We start from the raw sequence: 18555 nt of genomic DNA, 5'->3' as shown, positions 1-18555 counted from the left end.
CGGCCGCACCCCCTTGCCCGAGAGTGTGCGCAGAGTCCGTGCAACTAGAAGCAACAGCGAAGTCGTCCGCGCGACCGCGCGTCAGCGCTGTGACGCGGTCACCGCGATGCCGCGGATCTGCCCGGCGGCGCGCGATGGCGCAGGCCGCGGAAAGGCCTTCGAATCGAATCGGTGCAACAGCTCGGCCTCCCGCACCCGCGCCAGCGCGACGTTGGCCTGCTTCACATGGCCGAAGCCGCGCATCTGCAGCGGCAGCAGCGCGATCTCGGTGGCGACCTTCAAGCGCTCGGCGCTGAGCGATGGCAGCAGCGACTCGATGCGCCGCCGGTAGTCCTCGATCAGCGCGCGTTCCATGCGCCGCTCCTCGGTGTAGCCGAAGGGGTCGAGCGCGGTGCCGCGCAGCCGGCGGCCCTGGGCCAGCAGCTTCATCGCCGGCATCATCCAGCCGCCCAGGCGCAACTTGCGCGGCGGCCGGCCCTGGCGCGACCGGCTCAGTACGGGCGGTGCCATGTAGAACTCGAGCTGGAGCTCGCCCTCGAACTGCTGCTGCAGCGAGCGCGCGAATTCGCCGTCGGTGTACAGCCGGGCCACCTCATACTCGTCCTTGTAGGCCATCAGCTTGAGCAGGCCCTGCGCCATCGCGCGCGTGAAGGGCAGCGTGGTGTCGGCGTGCAACGCGGCCTCGCGCTGCTGCACCGCAGCGACGGTGTCGGCATAGCGCTTGGCGTAATCGGCGTTCTGGTAGGCCGCCAAGTGGGCCACGCCGCGCTCGATCAGCGCCTCCAGCGGCTCGGGCTGTGCAGGCTCGGCCGACTTGCTGCGCAGCAGCGCGGCCGCGGCCTCCGGGTCGCCGGCGGCCAGGCGGCCGAGCGAGAAGGCGAGCTTGTTGTTCTCCACCGCCACGCCGTTGAGCTCGATGGCGCGCAGCAGCGCCTCCAGACCCACGGGCACCAGCCCGCGCTGCCATGCGTAGCCGAGCGCAAGGATGTTGGAGACGATCGAATCGCCGAGGAAGGCCTCGGCCAGCGCCTGCGCATCGAGCGTCTCGACGCGCTCGGCGCCGGCGGCGAAGCGCAGCTTGTCGAGCAAGAGCGGCGCCTTGAGGCTGGCATCGGGGTTGTGCAGGCTCTCGGCCACAGGCGTCTCGTGGGTGTTGGCGAGGATGCGCGTGCGGCCGTGGCGCACGGTGGAGAGCGCGTCCGCGGAGGCGCCCACCACGAGGTCGCAGGCCAGCAGCGCATCGGCCTGCTGGGTGTCGATGCGCACCTGGTTCAGCCGCCAGTGGATGTCGGCCACGCGCACGAAGCTGAGCACCGAGCCGCCCTTCTGCGCGAAGCCCATGAAGTCGAGCACGCTGGCGCTCTTGCCCTCCAGGTGCGCCGCCATCGCGACCAGCGCGCCGACGGTGACGACGCCGGTGCCACCGACGCCGGTCACCAGCAGGTCGTAGGGGCCGGTCCAGGCATGCGGCGCCGGGCGGGGCAGCGCGTTCACGCGCTGCATGAAGGCGTCGGCGCCGGCGGCCAGCGCGCCGGTCTTCTTGCGCGGGCCGCCGCCCAGCACGCCGACGAAGCTGGGGCAGAAGCCCTGGACGCAGGAGTAGTCCTTGTTGCAGCTGCTCTGGTCGATCTTGCGCTTGCGGCCCAGCGGCGTTTCCAGCGGCAGCACGGCGATGCAGTTGCTTTGCACCGAGCAATCGCCGCAGCCCTCGCAGACGCGGTCGTTGATGTAGACACGCCGGGCCGGATCGACCAGCTCGCCCTTCTTGCGGCGGCGGCGCTTCTCGGCGGCGCAGGTCTGCTCGTAGATCAGCACGGTGACGCCGGCGATCTCGCGCAGGCGCCGCTGCACCGCATCGAGCTCTGCACGGTCGTGGAACTCGGTGCCGGCTGGGAAGCGCTTCCGGAGGCTCTTGTACTTGCCGATGTCGTCCGACACCACCACCACCTGCTTGACGCCCTCGGCCTCCACCTGGCGCGCGATGCCGTCGACGCTGATGATGCCGTCCACCGGCTGGCCGCCGGTCATCGCCACCGCGTCGTTGAAGAGGATCTTGTAGGTGAGCGTGGCCCGCGCCGCGACCGCCTGGCGGATCGCGAGGTAGCCCGAGTGGTAGTAGGTGCCGTCGCCGAGATTCTGGAAGACGTGCGGCACGCGGGTGAACATCGCATGCGACACCCAGTCCACGCCTTCGCCGCCCATCTGGATCAGCCCTTCGGTCTCGCGGTCCATCCAGCTGGCCATGAAGTGGCAGCCGATGCCGGCCTGCGCATGCGAGCCCTCGGGCACGCGGGTGCTGGTGTTGTGCGGGCAGCCGGCGCAGAAGTAGGGCAGGCGCTTGACGCTGTCGCTGGCGTTGGACAGCAGCTCGGGCGGCGTGAAGTCGCGCACCAGGTGGCGCCGGTCGAGGTCGGGGAAATGAGCAGCCAGCCAGTCGGCGACGACCTGGATCAGGCGCGAGGGCCGCAGCTCGCCGAGCCCGCTCACCAGCGGCCGGCCTTGCGCGTCCTGCTTGCCGACGATGGCCGGGCGCTCGGCGGCGTTGTAGAACATGGTGCGCAGCTGGTCCTCGACCACCGGGCCCTTTTCCTCGATCACCAGGACTTCTTTCAGGCCCTGCATGAAGCAGCCCATGCGGGTCGGCTCGACGGGGTAGGTGAGGCCCAGCTTGTAGATGCGCAGGCCGTGGACAGCCAGGGCCTCGGTGGTCACGTCGAGCCGGCGCAACACTTCCATCAAGTCGTAGTGCGCCTTGCCGGCGGTGACGATGCCCACCGTCGCATCGGCGCTCTCGACGATCTGGCGGTCGATGCTGTTGACGCGGGCGAAGGCGCGCACCGCGTCGAGCTTGGCATGCAGGCGCTGCTCGATCTTGAGCGAGGGCAGGTCGGGCCAGCGGTAGTGCAGGCCGTCGGCCGGCGGCGCGTAGCCGGTGATGCGGCGCACGGTGTCGCCGTCCTGCCAGGTCGCGGCGCGGGCGTTCACGAGGTCAAGGTCGACCGTGGTGGCGCTCTCCACGATTTCCGACAGCGCGGTGAAGCCCACCCAGTTGCCCGAGAAGCGCGACAGCGCCCAGCCGTACAGCCCGTACTCCAGGTACTCGGCGATGCAGCTCGGCGAGACCACCGGCGCATGCCAGGACTGGAAGGTCTGGTCGCTCTGGTGCGGCATCGAGGAGGACACGCAGCCGTGGTCGTCGCCGGCGACCATCAGCACGCCGCCGTGAGCCGAAGCACCGTAGGCGTTGCCGTGCTTGAGCGCATCGCCCGCGCGGTCCACGCCCGGCCCCTTGCCGTACCACATCGCGAACACGCCGGTGCAGGTGCGCTCGGGATCGGCCTCGACGCGCTGGGTGCCGAGCACGGCGGTGGCGCCGAGCTCCTCGTTGATGGCGGGCAGGAAGCGGATGCCGCTTTCGTCGAGCTTCTTGCCGGTCTTCCACAGCGCCAGGTCCACCATGCCGAGCGGCGAGCCCCGGTAGCCGCTGATGAAGCCGCGCGTGTCCAGGCCGGCGACCGCATCGCGCTGGCGCTGCATCAGCATCAGCCGCACCAGCGCCTGCGTGCCGGTGAAAGACGGACCGCCGCTGGCCCAGAGGCTGTCGCTGAGGCGGTAGTCGGGGCGGGCGAGGGGCGGGGGCGGTTGTGTCGGCCATGGGCTTGGATGCCGGACTACAGCTCGCGGCTGCGCCGCCAGCGGCGGGTTCTGCGCGAAGTAGCGGTGGATGCCGCGCATCAGGGCATCGGCCAGGTCTTCCTGGTAGGCCACGGTGCGCAGCTTGGCCTCTTCTTCCGGATTGCTGATGAAGGCGGTTTCCACCAGCACGCTGGGAATGTCGGGCGCCTTGAGCACCGCAAAGCCGGCCTGTTCGACCCGCGGCTTGTGCAGCCGCGCGCCGATGCCGCGGATCTCGCCGAGCATGGCGCCGCCGAGCTTGAGGCTGTCGTTGATCTGCGCAGTGGTGCTCATGTCGAGCAGGGCGCGCTGCACCTGGGCCTCGTGCGAGCCGACGTTCACGCCGCCCACCTTGTCGGCCTGGTTCTCCTTGTTGGCGAGCCAGCGCGCGGCGCTGCTGGAGGCACCGGTCTGGCTCAGCGCGAACACGCTGGCGCCGCGCGCCTCGGGCGTGGTGAAGGCATCGGCATGGATGCTCACGAACAGGTCGGCCTGCACCCGGCGCGCCTTCTGCACGCGCGTGCCCAGGGGGACGAAGAAGTCGGCGTCGCGCGTGAGGAAGGCGCGCATCGGGTTGCCGTTGACGCTGCTGGCGTTGATGCGGTCGCGCAGGCGGTGCGCGACCTGCAGCACGATGTCTTTCTCGCGCGTGCCGTTGGGGCCGATGGCGCCGGGGTCCTCGCCGCCGTGGCCGGGATCGAGGGCGACGATGATGATGCGGTCGGTGCGGCTCGCGGTGGCGGTGCCGCCGTTGCCGTTGTTGCCGCGTGCCGTCGCCGATGGTGGCATGGCGGGCATGACCGGCGCCGTGCCCACGACCGGCGGCAGTGGTGCGGGTGCGACCAGCGCGGGGGCGGGCGCGGGTGCGCCGTTGCCGGGCGAGGGGGCAGGGCGCATCGACTGTTGCGCCATCAGGTCGCCCAGCGGGTCCACGGCCGGCGGCGCCGGGCGCAGCGGCGCGGGCACGTCGCCGGCGGCGCCTGCATTGCGCGGCGCGATGCCGGCGACGGTGCTGTCGCGGCCCTGCGCCTTGGGCGCGTCGCGCAGGCGCTCGGCGATCAGCGCTTCCATCGGGTCGATGGCCTGCTGCGGATAGAGGTCCAGCACCAGCCGATGCTGGTAGGCCGCCACCGGCGCGAGCGAGAAGACCTGCGGCGCGACCGTCTGTTTGAGGTCGAACACGATGCGCACCACGCTGGGGGCAAACTGGCCGACGCGCAGGCCGTTGATGAAGGGATCCCCGGGCTTGATCTTGCCGACCAGCTCGCGCAGCGCCGGGTTGAGGTCGATGCCCTCGATGTCGACCGCCAGCCGCGGCGGGTTGCCGACCACCAGCTGCTGCGAATTGAGCCGGCCATCGGATTCGATGGTGACGCGCGTGTATTCGTTCGCCGGCCACACGCGCACCGCGACGATGGTGGCGCCGCGCGCGATCTCGTGCACCCCGAGCAGCAGGGCGAGGCTGCCGCCTTGCAGCAGCAGCGCCCGTCGATGCAGTCCTTTGGGGTTCATGCAGCGGCCTCGAACAAGCGGCTGCCGAGCGCGGTGTTCGCCTGCAGTGTCACGGTACGGGTATCGTCGGTCATTGCTTCGATTTTAATAGCAAGGTCGGCAAGCGGAATGCGCCCTGCAGCATTGTCGGGCCACTCCGCAAGCTTGAGGCCGGGGCCCGCGAAGATGTCGCGGAAGCCGGCGTCGTCCCATTCGTGCGGATCGCTGAAGCGATAGAAGTCGAAGTGGAAGATGGCGAGCCCGCCGGGTGCCTCGTGCGGCTCGACCACCGCGTAGGTCGGGCTCTTGATGCGCGAGCCGATCCCCAGCGCCCGCAACAGGTGGCGAACGAAGGTGGTCTTGCCGGCGCCGAGGTCTCCATGCAATGCGATGAACGCATCGCCCAGCGCTTGCGATGACGCGAGCTTGACCGCGAGCGCATCGCAGTCGTCCTCGCTCAGCCAGCGTTGCACCAGGGTTCGCGTTTCTACAATCGGCAGGTGATCGGAAGCCATCAACTCGTGAGTCGGATTCAGGCCTGGGCCCGGGAACTCGGATTCTCCCAAATCGGGATTGCGGGCGTTGATCTGTCCAGCGCGGAGGCGGGTCTCGCGCAATGGCTGGCGCTGGGCTTTCACGGCGAGATGCACTACATGGCCACGCACGGCACGCGGCGCGCGCGGCCGGCCGAGCTGGTGCCGGGCACGGTGTCGGTGATCACGGCGCGCATGGACTACCTGCCGCGCGGCACGCCCGGGGATTGGCAGGCGATCGAGTTCGACCGGCCGCGGCGCCCGGGCGAAGCCATCGTCTCGCTCTATGCCCGCGGCCGCGATTACCACAAGGTGATGCGCGCGCGCCTGCAGAAGCTGGCCGATCGCATCGGCGAGGAGGTCGGGGCCTTTGGCCATCGCGTCTTCACCGACTCGGCGCCGGTGCTCGAGGCCGAGCTTGCCTCGCGCAGCGGCCAGGGCTGGCGCGGCAAGCACACGCTGGTGCTGGACCGCGAGGCGGGCTCGATGTTCTTCCTGGGCGAGATCTATGTCGACATGGCGCTGCCGGCCAGCGCACCGGTCAGCGCGCATTGCGGCAGCTGCAGCGCCTGCATCGACATCTGCCCCACGCGCGCCATCATCGCGCCCCACCGCCTCGACGCGCGGCGCTGCATCTCCTACCTGACCATCGAGCATGCCGGGCCGATCCCGCCCGAGCTGCGGCCGCTGATCGGCAACCGCATCTACGGCTGTGACGACTGCCAGCTGATCTGTCCCTGGAACAAGTTCGCGAAGAAGAGCGCGCTGCCCGATTTCGATGCGCGCGAGGGGCTGACCGGGCGCCAGCTCGGCGAGCTTTTCGCATGGAGCGAGGCGGAGTTCCTGCGCTTCACCGAAGGCAGCCCGATCCGCCGCATCGGCCACGAGCGCTGGCTGCGCAACATCGCGGTGGCGCTGGGCAATGCGCTGCGCGCCGGGCAGGCGGAGGCGCGCGACGCACTGGCCACGCGGCGCGGCCATCCCAGCGCGCTGGTGCGCGAGCATGTCGAATGGGGCCTCGGCGAGGGCGCGTAATGTTCAACGCCGCAGGATCGCCGAAACCTGCGCGGTGGCGGCATCGAGCGAGCGCATCGAGCTCAGCCGCAGCGAGGCGTACTTGAGGGCCGGGTTGTTGATCAGCTTGCCGGCGAAATGCCCGTTGAAGCGCGCGTCCTTGCAGCCGCTCATGTCGAGCTCGAGCGAGGCATTGGCAGCAGAGACGAAGTCGGTGCTGGAGCCGCTCAGGGTGCAGGCCGCGTCGGGCAGCTGGCCGCGCACGCTGCCGTCGTTGGCGATCTGCAGGCTGCCGTTGAAGACCGCCGGCGGCCCCTGCGCGCCGGTGTCCTGCTGCGTCACGTAGAGCAGGAACGGCCCCTGCCACCCGCCCAGGTAGCGGGTGTACTCCTGGGCGTGCAGCGCTGGCGCAAGCGATGCCGCAGCGAGAACCAGCAGGGAGCGCATCGGCGAGATGGTAGTCCTAGCGGCCCAGCGAAAGGGCAAAAGGAAGGCTCGCGACGCCCAGCAGCGTGGACAGCGTCACCAGGCCCGCGACGTAGGGGCCGTTGTAGCCCATGCGCGCGGCCAGCACGTAGGCGCTGGAAGCGGTGGGTACGGCGGAGAAGGTCATCAGCACCGCCGCCTGCGCCGCATCGAGCTTCAGCCCCAGCGCCAGACCCCAGGCGATCAGCGGCAGCACCAGGTGCCGGATCGCCAGCACCGAGACGGCCAGCGTCTTGCCGCGCGCCAGCGTCGCGAACTGCATGCCGGCGCCCGCAGCCATCAGGCCCAGCGCGAGCGAGGCGGCGCCGATGCGCGTGAGGGTGGGGGTCAGCCAGTCCGGCACGGTGAAGCCCAGCAGGTTGGCCACCAGGCCACTGAGCGTGGCGATGATCAGCGGATTGCGCAGCAGCTGGCGCGCGAAGCCGGTCTGCGCGTGCCGCGCCATGGGCCAGACCGCGGCGATATTGAAGAGCGGCACGCACACGCCGATCAACACCGCGATCATCAGCAGGCCGGCCGGTCCCGCCATGCGATCGGCGAGCGCCAGGCAGATGAAGGAGTTGAAGCGGAAGGCGACCTGTGCGCTGGCCGCGTGGTCGCTGCGGTCGATGTGCGTGCGCAGCCACGGCAGGAAGGGCAGGGCATAGGCCAGCGCGATACCGGAGAGGCCGACGCCGACGCCGGCGGTCAGCAGGTGCGAGGTGGCGCCGAAGTCGAGCGGGCTGCGCACGATCGAATGAAAGAGCAGCACCGGGAAGAGAAAGTAGTAGACCAGGCTCTCGACCTGGTCCCAGACGCGGCGGTTCAGTGCGGTGTAGCGGCAGAGCAGCCAGCCGCAGGCGATGAGGGAGAAGTCGGGGAAGAGCAGCTGGGCATAGTTCACCCGTCCGAGGATAAACGTCGTCTTTCCATGGGTTATCCACGAACTGAGGCGTGTGCGAAGCCGTTAGCATCCCAGCTTTCGAATTTTCGATCTCGAGGAGCCTTCTTCATGCAACGTCGTCAATGGAATGCACTCGCCGGCGCCGCCGCGCTGGCGCTGGTCGCCGGTCCCGCCTGGTCGCAGGGTTATCCCAACAAGCCCATCGAGCTGCAGGTGCCTTTCGCGCCGGGGGGCACCACCGACATCGTGGCCCGCGTGATCGCCGAGCCGCTGGGCAAGCACCTGGGCCAGAGCGTGGTGGTGATCAACAAGGCCGGCGGCGGCGGCATCGTGGGCGCGGCCGAGACCGCGCGCGCCACGCCCGACGGCTACAGGCTGGGCGTGGCGACGGTGTCGAGCACGGCCGCCAACCCGGCCATCAATCCGAAGACGCCCTACGACCCGATCAACGACTTCACGCCCATCGTCAACATCGCGGCCACGCCGAACATCATCGCGGTGCACCCGAACTTCCCGGCCAAGAACTATGCCGAGTTCTTGGCCGAGATCAAGAAGAACCCGGGCAAGTACTCCTACGCCTCCTCGGGCACCGGCGGCATCGGCCATCTGCTGATGGAGCTCTACAAGAGCCTGACCACCACCTTCGTGGCCCACATCCCCTACCGCGGCGCCGGCCCGGCACTGAACGACACGGTGGCCGGGCAGGTGCCGATCATTTTCGACAACATTCCCTCGGCGATGCCCTTCATCAAGGCCGGCAAGCTGGTGCCGATCGTGGTCGCCGCGCCGCAGCGGCTGAAGGATCTGCCCAACGTGCCGACCTTCAAGGAAGTGGGTCTGGAGCCCGTCAACCGCATGGCCTACTACGGCATCCTCGGGCCCAAGGGCCTGCCGAAGGAAGTGGTCGACAAGATCAACGCAGGCGTGAAGAAATCGGTCGAGGACCCGGCGGTGCGCAAGCGCATCGAGGACACCGGCTCGCTGATCGTGGCCAACTCGCCCGAGCAGTTCGCCGAGCAGATCAAGGCCGAGTTCGCGGTGTACAAGCAGGTGGTGGTGAAGCAGAAGCTCACGCTGGACAACTGAAGCACCCGCGCTTCCCACAGAAAGCCGCCCGCGATCCGGGCGGCTTTTTTTTTGCTATCTTGCCGTCCCATGACCGCGGCCACCCTCGACACGCCCCTCGCAACGCCCGAGATCGACGATTTCATCGACGCGCTCTGGCTCGAGGACGGCCTGTCGAAGAACACGCTGGCGGCCTACCGGCGCGATCTCGCGCTGTTCGCGCAGTGGCTCCATGCCCAGGGCGGCCTGGCGCTGGACGCCGCGCGCGAAAGCGATCTGCAGGCCTACATGGGCGCGCGGCTCACCGCCCGCGGCAAGGCGACGTCGGCCAACCGGCGGCTCACGGTGTTCAAGCGCTATTTCCGCTGGGCCGTGCGCGAGCGGCGCATCGGCGCCGATCCGAGCCTCCGGCTGGTGCCCGCGAGGCAGGCGCCGCGCGCGATCAAGACGCTGTCGGAGAAGCAGGTGGAAGACCTGCTGTCCGCGCCCGACATCGACACGCCGCTGGGGCTGCGCGACCGCGCGATGCTCGAGCTGATGTACGCGAGCGGGCTGCGCGTGAGCGAACTGGTGACGCTGAAGGTCTTCGACCTGAGCCTCAACGACGGCGTGCTGCGCGTGCTGGGCAAGGGCAGCAAGGAGCGGCTGGTCCCCTTCGGCGGCGAGGCGCGGCGCTGGATCGAGCGCTACATGCACGAGTCGCGGCCGGCCATCCTCGACGGCCAGCAGACGGCCGACCTCTTCGTCACCGCGCGCGGCGCGGGGATGACGCGCGTGATGTTTTGGATCATCGTCAAGAAGCACGCGCAGGCGGCGGACGTCCATGTGCCGCTGTCGCCGCACACGCTGCGCCACGCCTTCGCCACGCACCTGCTCAACCACGGCGCCGACCTGCGCGCGGTGCAGCTGCTGCTTGGCCATGCGGACATCTCGACCACCACGATCTACACGCACGTTGCGCGCGAGCGCCTGAAACAATTGCATGCGCAGCACCATCCGCGCGGATGAAGTGCAGGTGTGAAGGAATCAAGCCGACAAGGAAAGAAGCGATGACCCGGAAGCTTTCCCCTCGCGTCCGTGGCTGGCTGCTGGGCCTGGCCTGCAGCCTCGCCGTCGCGGCCGTGCATGCGCAGGCCGTCCCGAAAACCATTCGGATGGTCGTGGCCTATCCGGCCGGCGGTGTCAGCGACGTGGTGGCGCGCGCGCTGGCCGAAAGGCTGGCCGCGCAGCTGGGCAGCGCGGTGGTGGTCGAGAACAAGGCGGGCGCCAGCGGCACCATCGGCATGGACGCGGTCGCCAAGGCCGCGCCCGACGGCGCGACGCTGGGCTTCGCGGCGATCAGCCCGCTGGTGCTGAACCCGCACCTCGGCAAGTCGCCCTTCGACCCGCTGAAGGACATCGCGCCGGTGGCGAGCGTCATGTACTCGCCCGTGCTGCTGCTGGCCACGGAGGCCACCGGCACGCGCGATTTCCGCACGCTGATGGAGGACGCGCGGGCCCGGCCGGGCGCGGTGCGCTGGGCTACCTCGGGCCAGGCCTCACTGGGCCACATCCTGCTGGAGCAGTTGCGCAGCGCGGCGCGGGTGGACATCACGCATGTGCCCTACAAGGGCGGCGCGCAGCAGATGAACGATGCGCTGGGCGCGCAGTTCGAGATCCTGTCGATCAACGCCGGGCCGGCGGTGGCGCCGCATATCCGCTCGGGCAAGCTGCGCCCGCTCGCGGTGGGCGCGCCGGACCGGCTGCAGAGCCTGCCGAAGGTGCCGACGCTGGCCGAGCTGGGCTTCCCGGCCGCCAACCTCAGCTCCGTGTTCGGCGTGTTCGCGCCCGCCCGCACGTCCGCCATCCTGATCGCCAAGTACAACGCCGAGATCAACAAGGCGCTGGACAGTCCCGAGCTGCGCGCCCGGCTGATCGCCACCGACAACGTGCCCGCCGGCGGCGGGGCGGAGGCCTTTGCCGACGAGATCGCCGAAGAGTACGAGAGCAACGCGCGAATCGTGAAGGCGGCGGGCATCAAGGGCGATTGAAGCGGGGGGCGAGCCGCCATGTGCGGCAGGGCTTGCCAGATGACATTTTCTACCTTATAGTAGGTAGATGAATTCCACTTCCGCCACTTCCGTCGAAGCTGCCGGCGCCACCACCCGCGAGCAGATCCTAAGCGTGGCGCGTGAGCTGATCCAGACCCGCTCCTACCTCGGCTTCAGCTTCCAGGACGTGGCCGACAAGGTCGGCATCCGCAAGCCCAGCCTGTACCACCACTTCCCGACCAAGGAAGCGCTCGGCATCGCGGTGCTGCAGGATGCGACCCAGGCCTTCAAGCACTGGACCGGCGCCAAGGTGCGCACGCCCCAGGCCGCGCTCGACGCCTACTTACGCATGTACCGGGACGGCCTGCGCGCCGGGTTCGGCGTCTGTCCCGCGGGGGCGCTGGCGCCGGGCTGGGACGTCATCAACGACGAGCTGCGGCAAGCGGTGCGCGAGCTGCGCAGCACGCAGGTGCTGTGGCTGACGGGCGTGCTGGGGGCGCTGCTGCCTGAGCGCAAGTCGGCCACGCCGGTCGGCGAACTCGCCGCCTACGTGTTCGCGGTCTGCCAGGGCGCGCTGCTGGCGGCGCGCATGACGGGCCGGGTGGACGACTTCGACGAAAGCATGGTGCAGCTCAAGCGTTCGCTCGCCGGCTGATCCTTTGTCCCGGCACCTTCGGGTGCCTTTTCTTTGGTCTGAAAATCTACCGATTGGTTGGTAGTTAATCGTTAAACCTTTCCAGGAGAACCCCATGAAAGCCGTGATCGCCGGGTACGCCCGCTCTCCCTTCCATTTCGCCAAGAAAGGCGCCCTGGCCGAGGTGCGGCCGGACACGCTGGCCGTGGAAGTGGTCAAGGGCCTGCTGCAGCGCACCGACCTCGACCCCGCGTTGCTGGAAGACGTGATCCTCGGCTGCGCCTACCCCGAGGCGGCCCAGGGCAACAACTTGGCGCGCATCGTCGGTCTGCTGGCTGGCCTGCCGCACGAGGTGGGCGGCATGACGGTGAACCGCTTCTGCGGCTCCTCGATGCAGGCCGTGCACATCGCGGCGGCGCAGATCGAGGCCGGCATGGGCGAGGCCTTCCTGTGCGTGGGCGTGGAGTCGATGACCATGGTGCCGCAGGGCGGCTTCAACTTCTCGCCCAACCCGGAGCTCGAGGCGAACACGGACACCTACCTCTCGATGGGCGAAACCGCCGAGAACGTCGCCGAGCGCTGGCAGGTCAGCCGCGCCGACCAGGACGAACTGGCGGTCCAGTCGCACCGCAAGGCGGCCGCCGCGCGCGAGGCAGGGCGGCTGGTGGGAGAGATCGTGCCGATTCGCACCGCATCCGGCGAACTGATCAGCGCCGACGGCTGCATCCGCCCGACCACTTCGGCAGAAGCGCTGGCTGGCCTGAAACCCGCCTTCCGGCCCGATGGCGTGGTGACGGCGGGCACCTCCTCGCCGCTGACCGATGGCGCGGCCGCAGTGCTGGTCACCAGCGACGCCTTCGCCGCAAAGCATGGCCTGCAGGCGCTGGCGCGCATCAAGTCCTTCGCCACGGTGGGCGTCGATCCGGCGGTGATGGGCATCGGGCCGATCCCGGCGACGCGCAAGGCATTGGCGCGCGCCGGGCTCACGGTGGCCGACCTCGACGTGGTCGAGATCAACGAAGCCTTCTCCTCGCAGGCGCTGGCCTGCATCCGCGAGCTGGGTCTGAACCCGGCGACCGTCAACATCGATGGCGGCGGCCTCGCGATCGGCCATCCGCTCGGCGCGACCGGCGCGCGCATCACGGGCAAGGCCGCCTCGCTGCTGGTGCGCGAGAACGGGCGCTATGCGCTGTCCACGCAGTGCATCGGTGGCGGGCAGGGCATCGCCACCGTGCTGGAGCGTGTCTAGGCGTCCTGCCGCGAAGCAGGCGTAGCAGCCGGGGACGCGAGCGCGTCCAGTTCCTCCGGGGTGAAGCCCGCGTGCGCCCGGGCCTCGAGGTTGAAGGGGGGCCGCAGGCGCGGCGCTTCGTGGCGGCGGTAGAGCACGCGGTAGTGCGCGATCGGGTCCAGCCCCTCGCGCTCGCAAAGCCAGCGGTACCAGCGGTTGCCGATCGCCACATGGCCGATCTCGTCGCGCAGGATGATGTCCAGGATCTCGCAGGCCCTGATCGCATCCGGTGTGTTCACGCGGCGCAGCTTGGCCTGGATCAGCGGGGTTGCATCCAGCCCGCGCGCCTCCAGCGTGCGCGGCACCAGCGCCATGCGCGCCAGCACGTCGTGCCGGGTCTTCTCGCACATGGTCCACAGGCCGTCGTGGCCCGTGAAATCACCGTAGCGCCAGCCCATGCCGCGCAGGAGCTCGTCCAGCAGCGTGAAATGCAAGGCCTCCTCGTCGGCCACGCACAGCCAGTCGCGGTAGTAGGCCTCGGGCATGCCGTCGAAGCGCCAGGCGGCGTCGAGGGCGAGGTTGATGGCGTTGAATTCGATGTGGCAGATCGAATGAATCAGCGCCGCCCGGCCCTCGGGCGTGAAGGGCGAGCGCTTCTCCACCGCGGTGGCGGCCACGCGCAATGGCCGTTCCGGGCGGCCAGGCACGCCGGCCTCGTCGCTTTCCGTACGCACGGGCGTGGCGGGCGCCGGATGCACCCGCATCTGCGCTGCCGCGGCATGCGTCGCAGCCACCTTCTGGTCGGGGTCGGTGAGGCGCAGCGCGGCCAGGGCATCGAGGCGGGGGTGCTGCATCCCTACAATTCTAGTTTTGCACCCCAGGAGACTCCGAGATGGCCCTCTACGAACTCGATGGCGTGGCGCCGCAACTCGGGCAGGGCGCCTATGTTGCCGACAGCGCGACGGCCATCGGCCGCGTGATCATGGGCGACAACGCCAGCCTCTGGTTCGGCGTGGTGGCGCGCGGCGACAGCGACACGCTGACCGTCGGCCGCAACAGCAACATTCAAGATCTCTCGATGCTGCATGCCGACGCCGGCGTGCCCCTGACCATCGGCGAGAACGTGACGGTGGGCCATCACGTCGTGCTGCACGGCTGCACCGTGGGCGACAACTCGCTGATCGGCATCGGCGCGGTGGTCTTGAATAACGCGAAGATCGGCCGCAATTGCATCGTCGGCGCCGGCAGCGTCGTGACCGAGGGCAAGGAGTTTCCCGACAACTCGCTGATCATCGGCGCGCCGGCCAAGGTGGTGCGCACGCTCGACGATGCCGCCGCCGAGCGGCTTCGGAAGAACGCCGATCACTATGTGGAAAACGCCCGCCGCTTCGCGAAGGGCCTCAAAAAGATCGGTTGAGATCCGATCGGAAAGACTGCCTTGAGCGAGTTGCACAAGTTCCTGTTCGACGGCCTGCCCGTGCGCGGCATGATCGTGCGCCTGACCGATGCCTGGCACGAGATCCTGGCGCGGCGCGCCTCGAACACCGCCACCGGCCCGTACCCCACGCCCGTGGCCGAGCTGCTCGGCGAGATGACGGCAGCGGCCACGCTGATGCAGGCCAACATCAAGTTCAACGGCGCGCTGATCCTGCAGATCTTCGGCGACGGGCCGGTCAAGGTCGCGGTGGCCGAAGTCAAGCCCGACCTCAGCCTGCGCGCCACCGCCAAGGTGGTGGGCGAGCTCGATCCCGATGCGCATCTTTCCGAGATGGTCAACGCGAACGGCAAGGGCCGCTGCGCGATCACGCTCGATCCCAAGGACAAGCTCCCGGGCCAGCAGCCCTACCAGGGCGTGGTGCCGCTGGTCGATGGCGACGGCCGCAAGCTCGAGCGGCTCAGCGAGGTGCTGCAGCACTACATGCTGCAAAGCGAGCAGCTCGACACCACGCTGGTGCTCGCCGCCGACGACAAGGTGGCGGCCGGCCTGCTGATCCAGCGCCTGCCCGTCAAGGGCGCGGCCAACCTCGAGGGCAGCGGCCGCGGCGCCAACGACCCGATCGGCGTGGACCAGATCGGCCACAACGAGGACTACAACCGCATCGCCATCCTCGCCGCCAGCCTGACGCGCGACGAGCTGCTCACGCTCGACGTCGAGACCATCCTGCGCCGCCTGTTCTGGGAAGAGAAGCTGCTGCGCTTCGAGCCGCAGACCGGCTTGCTGGGCCCGCACTTCGCCTGCACCTGCGGGCGCGAGCGCGTGGCGCAGATGATCCGCGGGCTCGGCCAGGAGGAGGCCGAATCCATCCTCGTGGAGCGCGGCGACATCGAGGTGGGCTGCGATTTCTGCGGCAAGCAGTACCGCTTCGACGCGGTCGACGCGGCGCAGATCTTCACCGCGCCGAGCGACCAGTTGCCGGCGAGCCCGGTGATGCAGTAGCGCGCTGCTTCAGCGCGCGCCCGTCGCGAAGCCGCCGAAGCGGATGTCCGGCGCGCTGGTGTTGTGGCGCGAGGGAATGCTCCGGCCGAAGCGAACATCGGCCGCCTGCAGCGTCTTGACCTCGGGCAGCGGCTTGCGCTCCTCGGCGGCGTTCGGTACGGTGCGCCATGCCACTTCGCTCATGTCGGCGTTGTCCGGTGCGACGTACATCGAGCGCAGCACCGCGAAGCGCGCGCCTTGGCCGCGGCCCGGTTTCATGGCCACGTCGAGCGTGGTGCGCGCCTCGCTGATCTCGCGCACGTCGACCTTCGCCTCGCCGCCGTTCGCGAAGAGGAGCTTGAAGGCCAGCGGCTTGGTGTCGATCGCGATCGATGCGATGCGGGTCATCGGCCTGCCCGCCTGCTCGACCGGACCCATCACGAAGGAGGAGCCGTACACGCCGTCGCCGAAGCGCGGCGCGGGCAGAGGCTTGATGCGCCAGTAGCCGTCGGACGGGTACATGACGATCGCCTCCAGCGGCTTGGCGCCGGTCTTGGCAAAGACCTGGATCATGTGGAAGCCGCGATCTTGCCGGCCGTCGACGCGGACCGGCACCCGTTCGGGCCGCCAGAAAGAGGGGAGGGTGATGCCCACGACCTGCCATCGCGGTCCGTCGTGCAGCACCGCGCGCCGCTCCTTGAAGCTGTAGCGCGGGTCGGTCGGGTGGGTGCTGCCGTCGAAGTTGCAACCCGAGAAATCAGGCGCCGTGCGGTCCTGCTCGATGCTCGTCAGGTAGACGGGCGGCAGCGCCTCCACGCGGAAGCGGCGGATGCGGGCGCCGTCGAGGTTGAGGGACACGTTGTCTTCTTCGGCGCAGGCGGTCGTGTGGGTGTCGTTGCTCACGGTGGCCTGGGCCGGCGCGGCCGAAGCCGCTGCGGCAGACAGCAGGGCCCAGAGCAGGACGGCCGCATGGAGTCTGAGATGCTGCATTCCTTCGGTTCCTCTGTGTTATGACGAGCGTCTGGCGACTAGATCGCTGAACAATCGGTGTTCGCAGGCCGGGTCGGAGCACTTCTCGCAGGTCCAGGACCACGCGGTGGCGCCCTTCGATGCAGCACTGCGGCCGGCTTCGGCATCCGCTGCGACGTTGATTGCATTCCACGCGTTGGCCAGCTGTTCCGCGCCTTCGCCGTGCACCACCGCAAAGCTCAGCTTCGCGTCCATCAGCGCTTGGCGCAGCATGCCGTCGACCGGCGTCGGCGAGGCGGGTGCGATGAGCAGGATGAGGGCACCACGGTGGGCCTCGAGCGTGCTGGCATCGAACGAGCCTTCCAGCAGGGGCTCGACCACCAGGCTGGCCGCGATGCCGCGCTGCGCCAGCCGTTGCGCGAGCGCCTCGGCCAGCCGGGCTTTGCCGCTGTCATCTGCGCCGATCAGCGCGATCACGCTGCCGGCCGGCAGGGCGGGAGTCATCTCAACCTTCAGCGCGTGATCTGCACGAACACTTCGTTGGGCTTGACCATGCCGAGCTCCTGGCGCGCGCGCTCCTCGACCATCTCCAGCCCCTGCTTGAGGTCGTTGACCTCCGAGTTGAGCCTGTCGTTGGCGAGTGCCGCTTTCGCGTTGGCGTCCTTCTGCTCGGCCAGCTTGTCCTTCAGCTGCGCCACGTCGCGCACGCTGCCGCGCCCGGTCCACAGCTGCCACTGGAGGATCAGCAGCAGCAGGACCAGGATGATCGGAACGATGCGCGAACGCATGGTGCTCCGTCCCGCGGGTCAGCGCAGGTTGTAGAAGGCCGCGCGTCCGGGGTAGCTGGCGACGTCGCCGAGGTCTTCCTCGATGCGCAGCAGCTGGTTGTACTTGGCGATGCGGTCCGAGCGCGACAGCGAGCCGGTCTTGATCTGGCCGGCGTTGGTGCCCACCGCGATGTCGGCGATGGTGGAGTCCTCGGTCTCGCCCGAGCGGTGGCTGATCACGGCGGTGTAGCCGGCGCGCTTGGCCATCTCGATGGCGGCGAAGGTCTCGGTGAGCGTGCCGATCTGGTTGATCTTGATCAGGATCGAATTGGCGATGCCCTTGTCGATGCCTTCCTGCAGGATCTTGGTGTTGGTGACGAACAGGTCGTCGCCCACCAGCTGCACGCGCTTGCCGAGGCGCTCGGTGAGCAGCTTCCAGCCGTCCCAGTCGCCCTCGTGCATGCCGTCCTCGATGCTGATGATCGGGTACTTGTCGACCCACGTCGCCAGCATGTCGGCCCAGTTGCCGGCTGACAGCGTGAGGTTCTCGCCGGCCAGCACGTACTGCCCGTCCTTGTAGAACTCGCTGGCGGCGCAGTCCAGGCCCAGGGCGATCTGGGTGCCGGCGGCATAGCCGGCCTTGTCGATGGCTTCGAGGATGAGCTGGATCGCGGCCTCGTGGTTCTCGACGCTGGGGGCGAAGCCGCCCTCGTCGCCCACTGCCGTGCTGATGCCGCGGTCGTGCAGGATCTTCTTGAGCGCATGGAAGACCTCGGCGCCGTAGCGCACGGCCTCGCGCAGGCTGGGCGCGCCCACCGGGATGATCATGAACTCCTGCAGATCCAGGCTGTTGTTGGCGTGCGCGCCGCCGTTGATGACGTTCATCATCGGCACTGGCAGCTGCATGCCGCCCATGCCGCCGAAGTAGCGGTACAGCGGCAGGCCCGATTCCTCGGCCGCAGCGCGGGCCACGGCCATCGAGACGGCCAGGGTCGCATTGGCGCCCAGGCGGCCCTTGTTGTCGGTGCCGTCGAGGTCGTTCAGCGTGCGGTCCAGGAAGGCCTGCTCGCTGGCGTCCAGGCCCAGCACGGCCTCGGAGATCTCGGTGTTGATGTTCTCGACGGCCTTGAGCACGCCCTTGCCCAGGTAGCGGTCCTTGTCGCCGTCGCGCAGCTCGATCGCCTCGCGCGAGCCGGTGGAAGCGCCGGAGGGGACCGCGGCGCGGCCCATGGTGCCCGATTCGAGCAGCACGTCGCATTCGACGGTGGGGTTGCCGCGGCTGTCGAGGATCTCGCGCCCGACGATGTCAACGATTGCACTCATTCAATTTCCTTCTGCAGTATCTAGATCTTTGGGGTTGTGTC

The 18555-nt window shown here is 69.1% G+C and carries 17 protein-coding genes; 8 read left to right on the top strand and 9 right to left on the bottom strand.

Annotated features, from left to right (window positions below):
• Positions 1-81 precede the first annotated feature (81 nt).
• Together GXN78_RS29180 and tsaE are read right to left on the bottom strand one after the other, a co-directional pair.
• Positions 82-5187, bottom strand: a complete 5106-nt coding sequence (locus GXN78_RS29180; protein ID WP_164255835.1) for an indolepyruvate ferredoxin oxidoreductase family protein — start codon at positions 5185-5187, stop codon at positions 82-84.
• Positions 5184-5681, bottom strand: a complete 498-nt coding sequence (gene tsaE / locus GXN78_RS29175; protein WP_106554286.1) for a tRNA (adenosine(37)-N6)-threonylcarbamoyltransferase complex ATPase subunit type 1 TsaE — start codon at positions 5679-5681, stop codon at positions 5184-5186. Before tsaE ends, GXN78_RS29180 begins: the two co-directional genes overlap by 4 nt.
• Between tsaE and queG the strand changes: the two genes are divergently transcribed.
• Complete coding sequence (queG, locus tag GXN78_RS29170; RefSeq protein WP_106554287.1) at positions 5667-6734, top strand: tRNA epoxyqueuosine(34) reductase QueG; 1068 nt, start codon at positions 5667-5669, stop codon at positions 6732-6734. The two genes, tsaE and queG, sit on opposite strands and share 15 nt — an antisense overlap.
• Positions 6735-6737: 3 nt before the next feature.
• Here the strand turns inward: queG and GXN78_RS29165 are convergent, their stop codons facing one another.
• Together GXN78_RS29165 and GXN78_RS29160 are read right to left on the bottom strand one after the other, a co-directional pair.
• On the bottom strand, positions 6738-7160 hold the full coding sequence (locus tag GXN78_RS29165; RefSeq protein WP_106554288.1) for a hypothetical protein: 423 nt from the start codon (positions 7158-7160) through the stop codon (positions 6738-6740).
• 16 nt (positions 7161-7176) lie between these two features.
• On the bottom strand, positions 7177-8082 hold the full coding sequence (locus tag GXN78_RS29160; protein WP_106554289.1) for an AEC family transporter: 906 nt from the start codon (positions 8080-8082) through the stop codon (positions 7177-7179).
• A gap of 108 nt (positions 8083-8190) precedes the next feature.
• Between GXN78_RS29160 and GXN78_RS29155 the strand changes: the two genes are divergently transcribed.
• The 5 genes from GXN78_RS29155 (at position 8191) to GXN78_RS29135 (ending at position 13060) form a co-directional block, all read left to right on the top strand.
• Positions 8191-9168: a tripartite tricarboxylate transporter substrate binding protein BugE gene (locus tag GXN78_RS29155; RefSeq protein ID WP_106554290.1), complete on the top strand. Its 978-nt coding sequence runs from the start codon at positions 8191-8193 to the stop codon at positions 9166-9168.
• 69 nt (positions 9169-9237) lie between these two features.
• Positions 9238-10155, top strand: coding sequence for a site-specific tyrosine recombinase XerD (gene xerD / locus GXN78_RS29150; protein WP_106554291.1), 918 nt, complete (start codon positions 9238-9240; stop codon positions 10153-10155).
• A gap of 41 nt (positions 10156-10196) precedes the next feature.
• Positions 10197-11177 carry a tripartite tricarboxylate transporter substrate binding protein gene (locus GXN78_RS29145; RefSeq protein ID WP_106554292.1) on the top strand — a complete coding sequence of 327 codons (981 nt, stop codon included), beginning with the start codon at positions 10197-10199 and terminating at the stop codon, positions 11175-11177.
• Positions 11178-11244: 67 nt separating this feature from the next.
• Positions 11245-11832, top strand: a complete 588-nt coding sequence (locus GXN78_RS29140; RefSeq protein ID WP_106554293.1) for a TetR/AcrR family transcriptional regulator — start codon at positions 11245-11247, stop codon at positions 11830-11832.
• A 94-nt stretch (positions 11833-11926) separates the two neighbouring features.
• Positions 11927-13060 (top strand): thiolase family protein, encoded by a 1134-nt coding sequence (locus GXN78_RS29135; protein WP_106554294.1) that lies wholly within the window; start codon positions 11927-11929, stop codon positions 13058-13060.
• Here GXN78_RS29135 and GXN78_RS29130 read toward each other — a convergent pair.
• Complete coding sequence (locus GXN78_RS29130; protein ID WP_106554295.1) at positions 13057-13893, bottom strand: ferritin-like domain-containing protein; 837 nt, start codon at positions 13891-13893, stop codon at positions 13057-13059. The two genes, GXN78_RS29135 and GXN78_RS29130, sit on opposite strands and share 4 nt — an antisense overlap.
• Before the next feature lie 38 nt (positions 13894-13931).
• Here GXN78_RS29130 and GXN78_RS29125 point away from each other — a divergent pair, with 38 nt between their 5' ends.
• Both GXN78_RS29125 and GXN78_RS29120 read left to right on the top strand, forming a co-directional pair.
• Positions 13932-14456, top strand: coding sequence for a gamma carbonic anhydrase family protein (locus GXN78_RS29125; RefSeq protein ID WP_106554296.1), 525 nt, complete (start codon positions 13932-13934; stop codon positions 14454-14456).
• A 21-nt stretch (positions 14457-14477) separates the two neighbouring features.
• Positions 14478-15476 (top strand): Hsp33 family molecular chaperone HslO, encoded by a 999-nt coding sequence (locus GXN78_RS29120; protein ID WP_106554297.1) that lies wholly within the window; start codon positions 14478-14480, stop codon positions 15474-15476.
• A 9-nt stretch (positions 15477-15485) separates the two neighbouring features.
• Here GXN78_RS29120 and GXN78_RS29115 read toward each other — a convergent pair whose 3' ends face one another.
• Genes GXN78_RS29115 through eno form a run of 4 tightly spaced genes read right to left on the bottom strand, consistent with a single transcriptional unit; the run spans position 15486 to position 18514 of the window.
• On the bottom strand, positions 15486-16445 hold the full coding sequence (locus GXN78_RS29115; RefSeq protein ID WP_106554298.1) for a hypothetical protein: 960 nt from the start codon (positions 16443-16445) through the stop codon (positions 15486-15488).
• An 18-nt stretch (positions 16446-16463) separates the two neighbouring features.
• Complete coding sequence (locus GXN78_RS29110) at positions 16464-16928, bottom strand: hypothetical protein (RefSeq protein WP_106554299.1); 465 nt, start codon at positions 16926-16928, stop codon at positions 16464-16466.
• Between the two features lie 8 nt (positions 16929-16936).
• Positions 16937-17212, bottom strand: a complete 276-nt coding sequence (gene ftsB, locus GXN78_RS29105) for a cell division protein FtsB (protein WP_106554300.1) — start codon at positions 17210-17212, stop codon at positions 16937-16939.
• An 18-nt stretch (positions 17213-17230) separates the two neighbouring features.
• Positions 17231-18514: a phosphopyruvate hydratase gene (eno, locus tag GXN78_RS29100; protein ID WP_106554301.1), complete on the bottom strand. Its 1284-nt coding sequence runs from the start codon at positions 18512-18514 to the stop codon at positions 17231-17233.
• Between the last annotated feature and the right edge of the window lie 41 nt (positions 18515-18555).

The sequence above is a fragment of the Variovorax sp. WS11 genome, from assembly GCF_010499245.1.
Taxonomy (GTDB): Bacteria; Pseudomonadota; Gammaproteobacteria; order Burkholderiales; family Burkholderiaceae_C; genus Variovorax.
Note: the sequence above shows the minus strand (reverse complement) of the source record. Positions and strands in the feature narration are given on the sequence as shown.

What these genes read in the sequence shown, in the direction of transcription:
- GXN78_RS29180 (WP_164255835.1), bottom strand. Translation starts at nt 5,187, where the DNA reads ATGAACCCCAAAGGACTGCATCGACGGGCGCTGCTGCTGCAAGGCGGC.
- tsaE (WP_106554286.1), bottom strand. Translation starts at nt 5,681, where the DNA reads ATGGCTTCCGATCACCTGCCGATTGTAGAAACGCGAACCCTGGTGCAA.
- GXN78_RS29165 (WP_106554288.1), bottom strand. Translation starts at nt 7,160, where the DNA reads ATGCGCTCCCTGCTGGTTCTCGCTGCGGCATCGCTTGCGCCAGCGCTG.
- GXN78_RS29155 (WP_106554290.1), top strand. Translation starts at nt 8,191, where the DNA reads ATGCAACGTCGTCAATGGAATGCACTCGCCGGCGCCGCCGCGCTGGCG.
- xerD (WP_106554291.1), top strand. Translation starts at nt 9,238, where the DNA reads ATGACCGCGGCCACCCTCGACACGCCCCTCGCAACGCCCGAGATCGAC.
- GXN78_RS29145 (WP_106554292.1), top strand. Translation starts at nt 10,197, where the DNA reads ATGACCCGGAAGCTTTCCCCTCGCGTCCGTGGCTGGCTGCTGGGCCTG.
- GXN78_RS29140 (WP_106554293.1), top strand. Translation starts at nt 11,245, where the DNA reads ATGAATTCCACTTCCGCCACTTCCGTCGAAGCTGCCGGCGCCACCACC.
- GXN78_RS29135 (WP_106554294.1), top strand. Translation starts at nt 11,927, where the DNA reads ATGAAAGCCGTGATCGCCGGGTACGCCCGCTCTCCCTTCCATTTCGCC.
- GXN78_RS29130 (WP_106554295.1), bottom strand. Translation starts at nt 13,893, where the DNA reads ATGCAGCACCCCCGCCTCGATGCCCTGGCCGCGCTGCGCCTCACCGAC.
- GXN78_RS29125 (WP_106554296.1), top strand. Translation starts at nt 13,932, where the DNA reads ATGGCCCTCTACGAACTCGATGGCGTGGCGCCGCAACTCGGGCAGGGC.
- GXN78_RS29115 (WP_106554298.1), bottom strand. Translation starts at nt 16,445, where the DNA reads ATGCAGCATCTCAGACTCCATGCGGCCGTCCTGCTCTGGGCCCTGCTG.
- GXN78_RS29110 (WP_106554299.1), bottom strand. Translation starts at nt 16,928, where the DNA reads ATGACTCCCGCCCTGCCGGCCGGCAGCGTGATCGCGCTGATCGGCGCA.
- ftsB (WP_106554300.1), bottom strand. Translation starts at nt 17,212, where the DNA reads ATGCGTTCGCGCATCGTTCCGATCATCCTGGTCCTGCTGCTGCTGATC.
- eno (WP_106554301.1), bottom strand. Translation starts at nt 18,514, where the DNA reads ATGAGTGCAATCGTTGACATCGTCGGGCGCGAGATCCTCGACAGCCGC.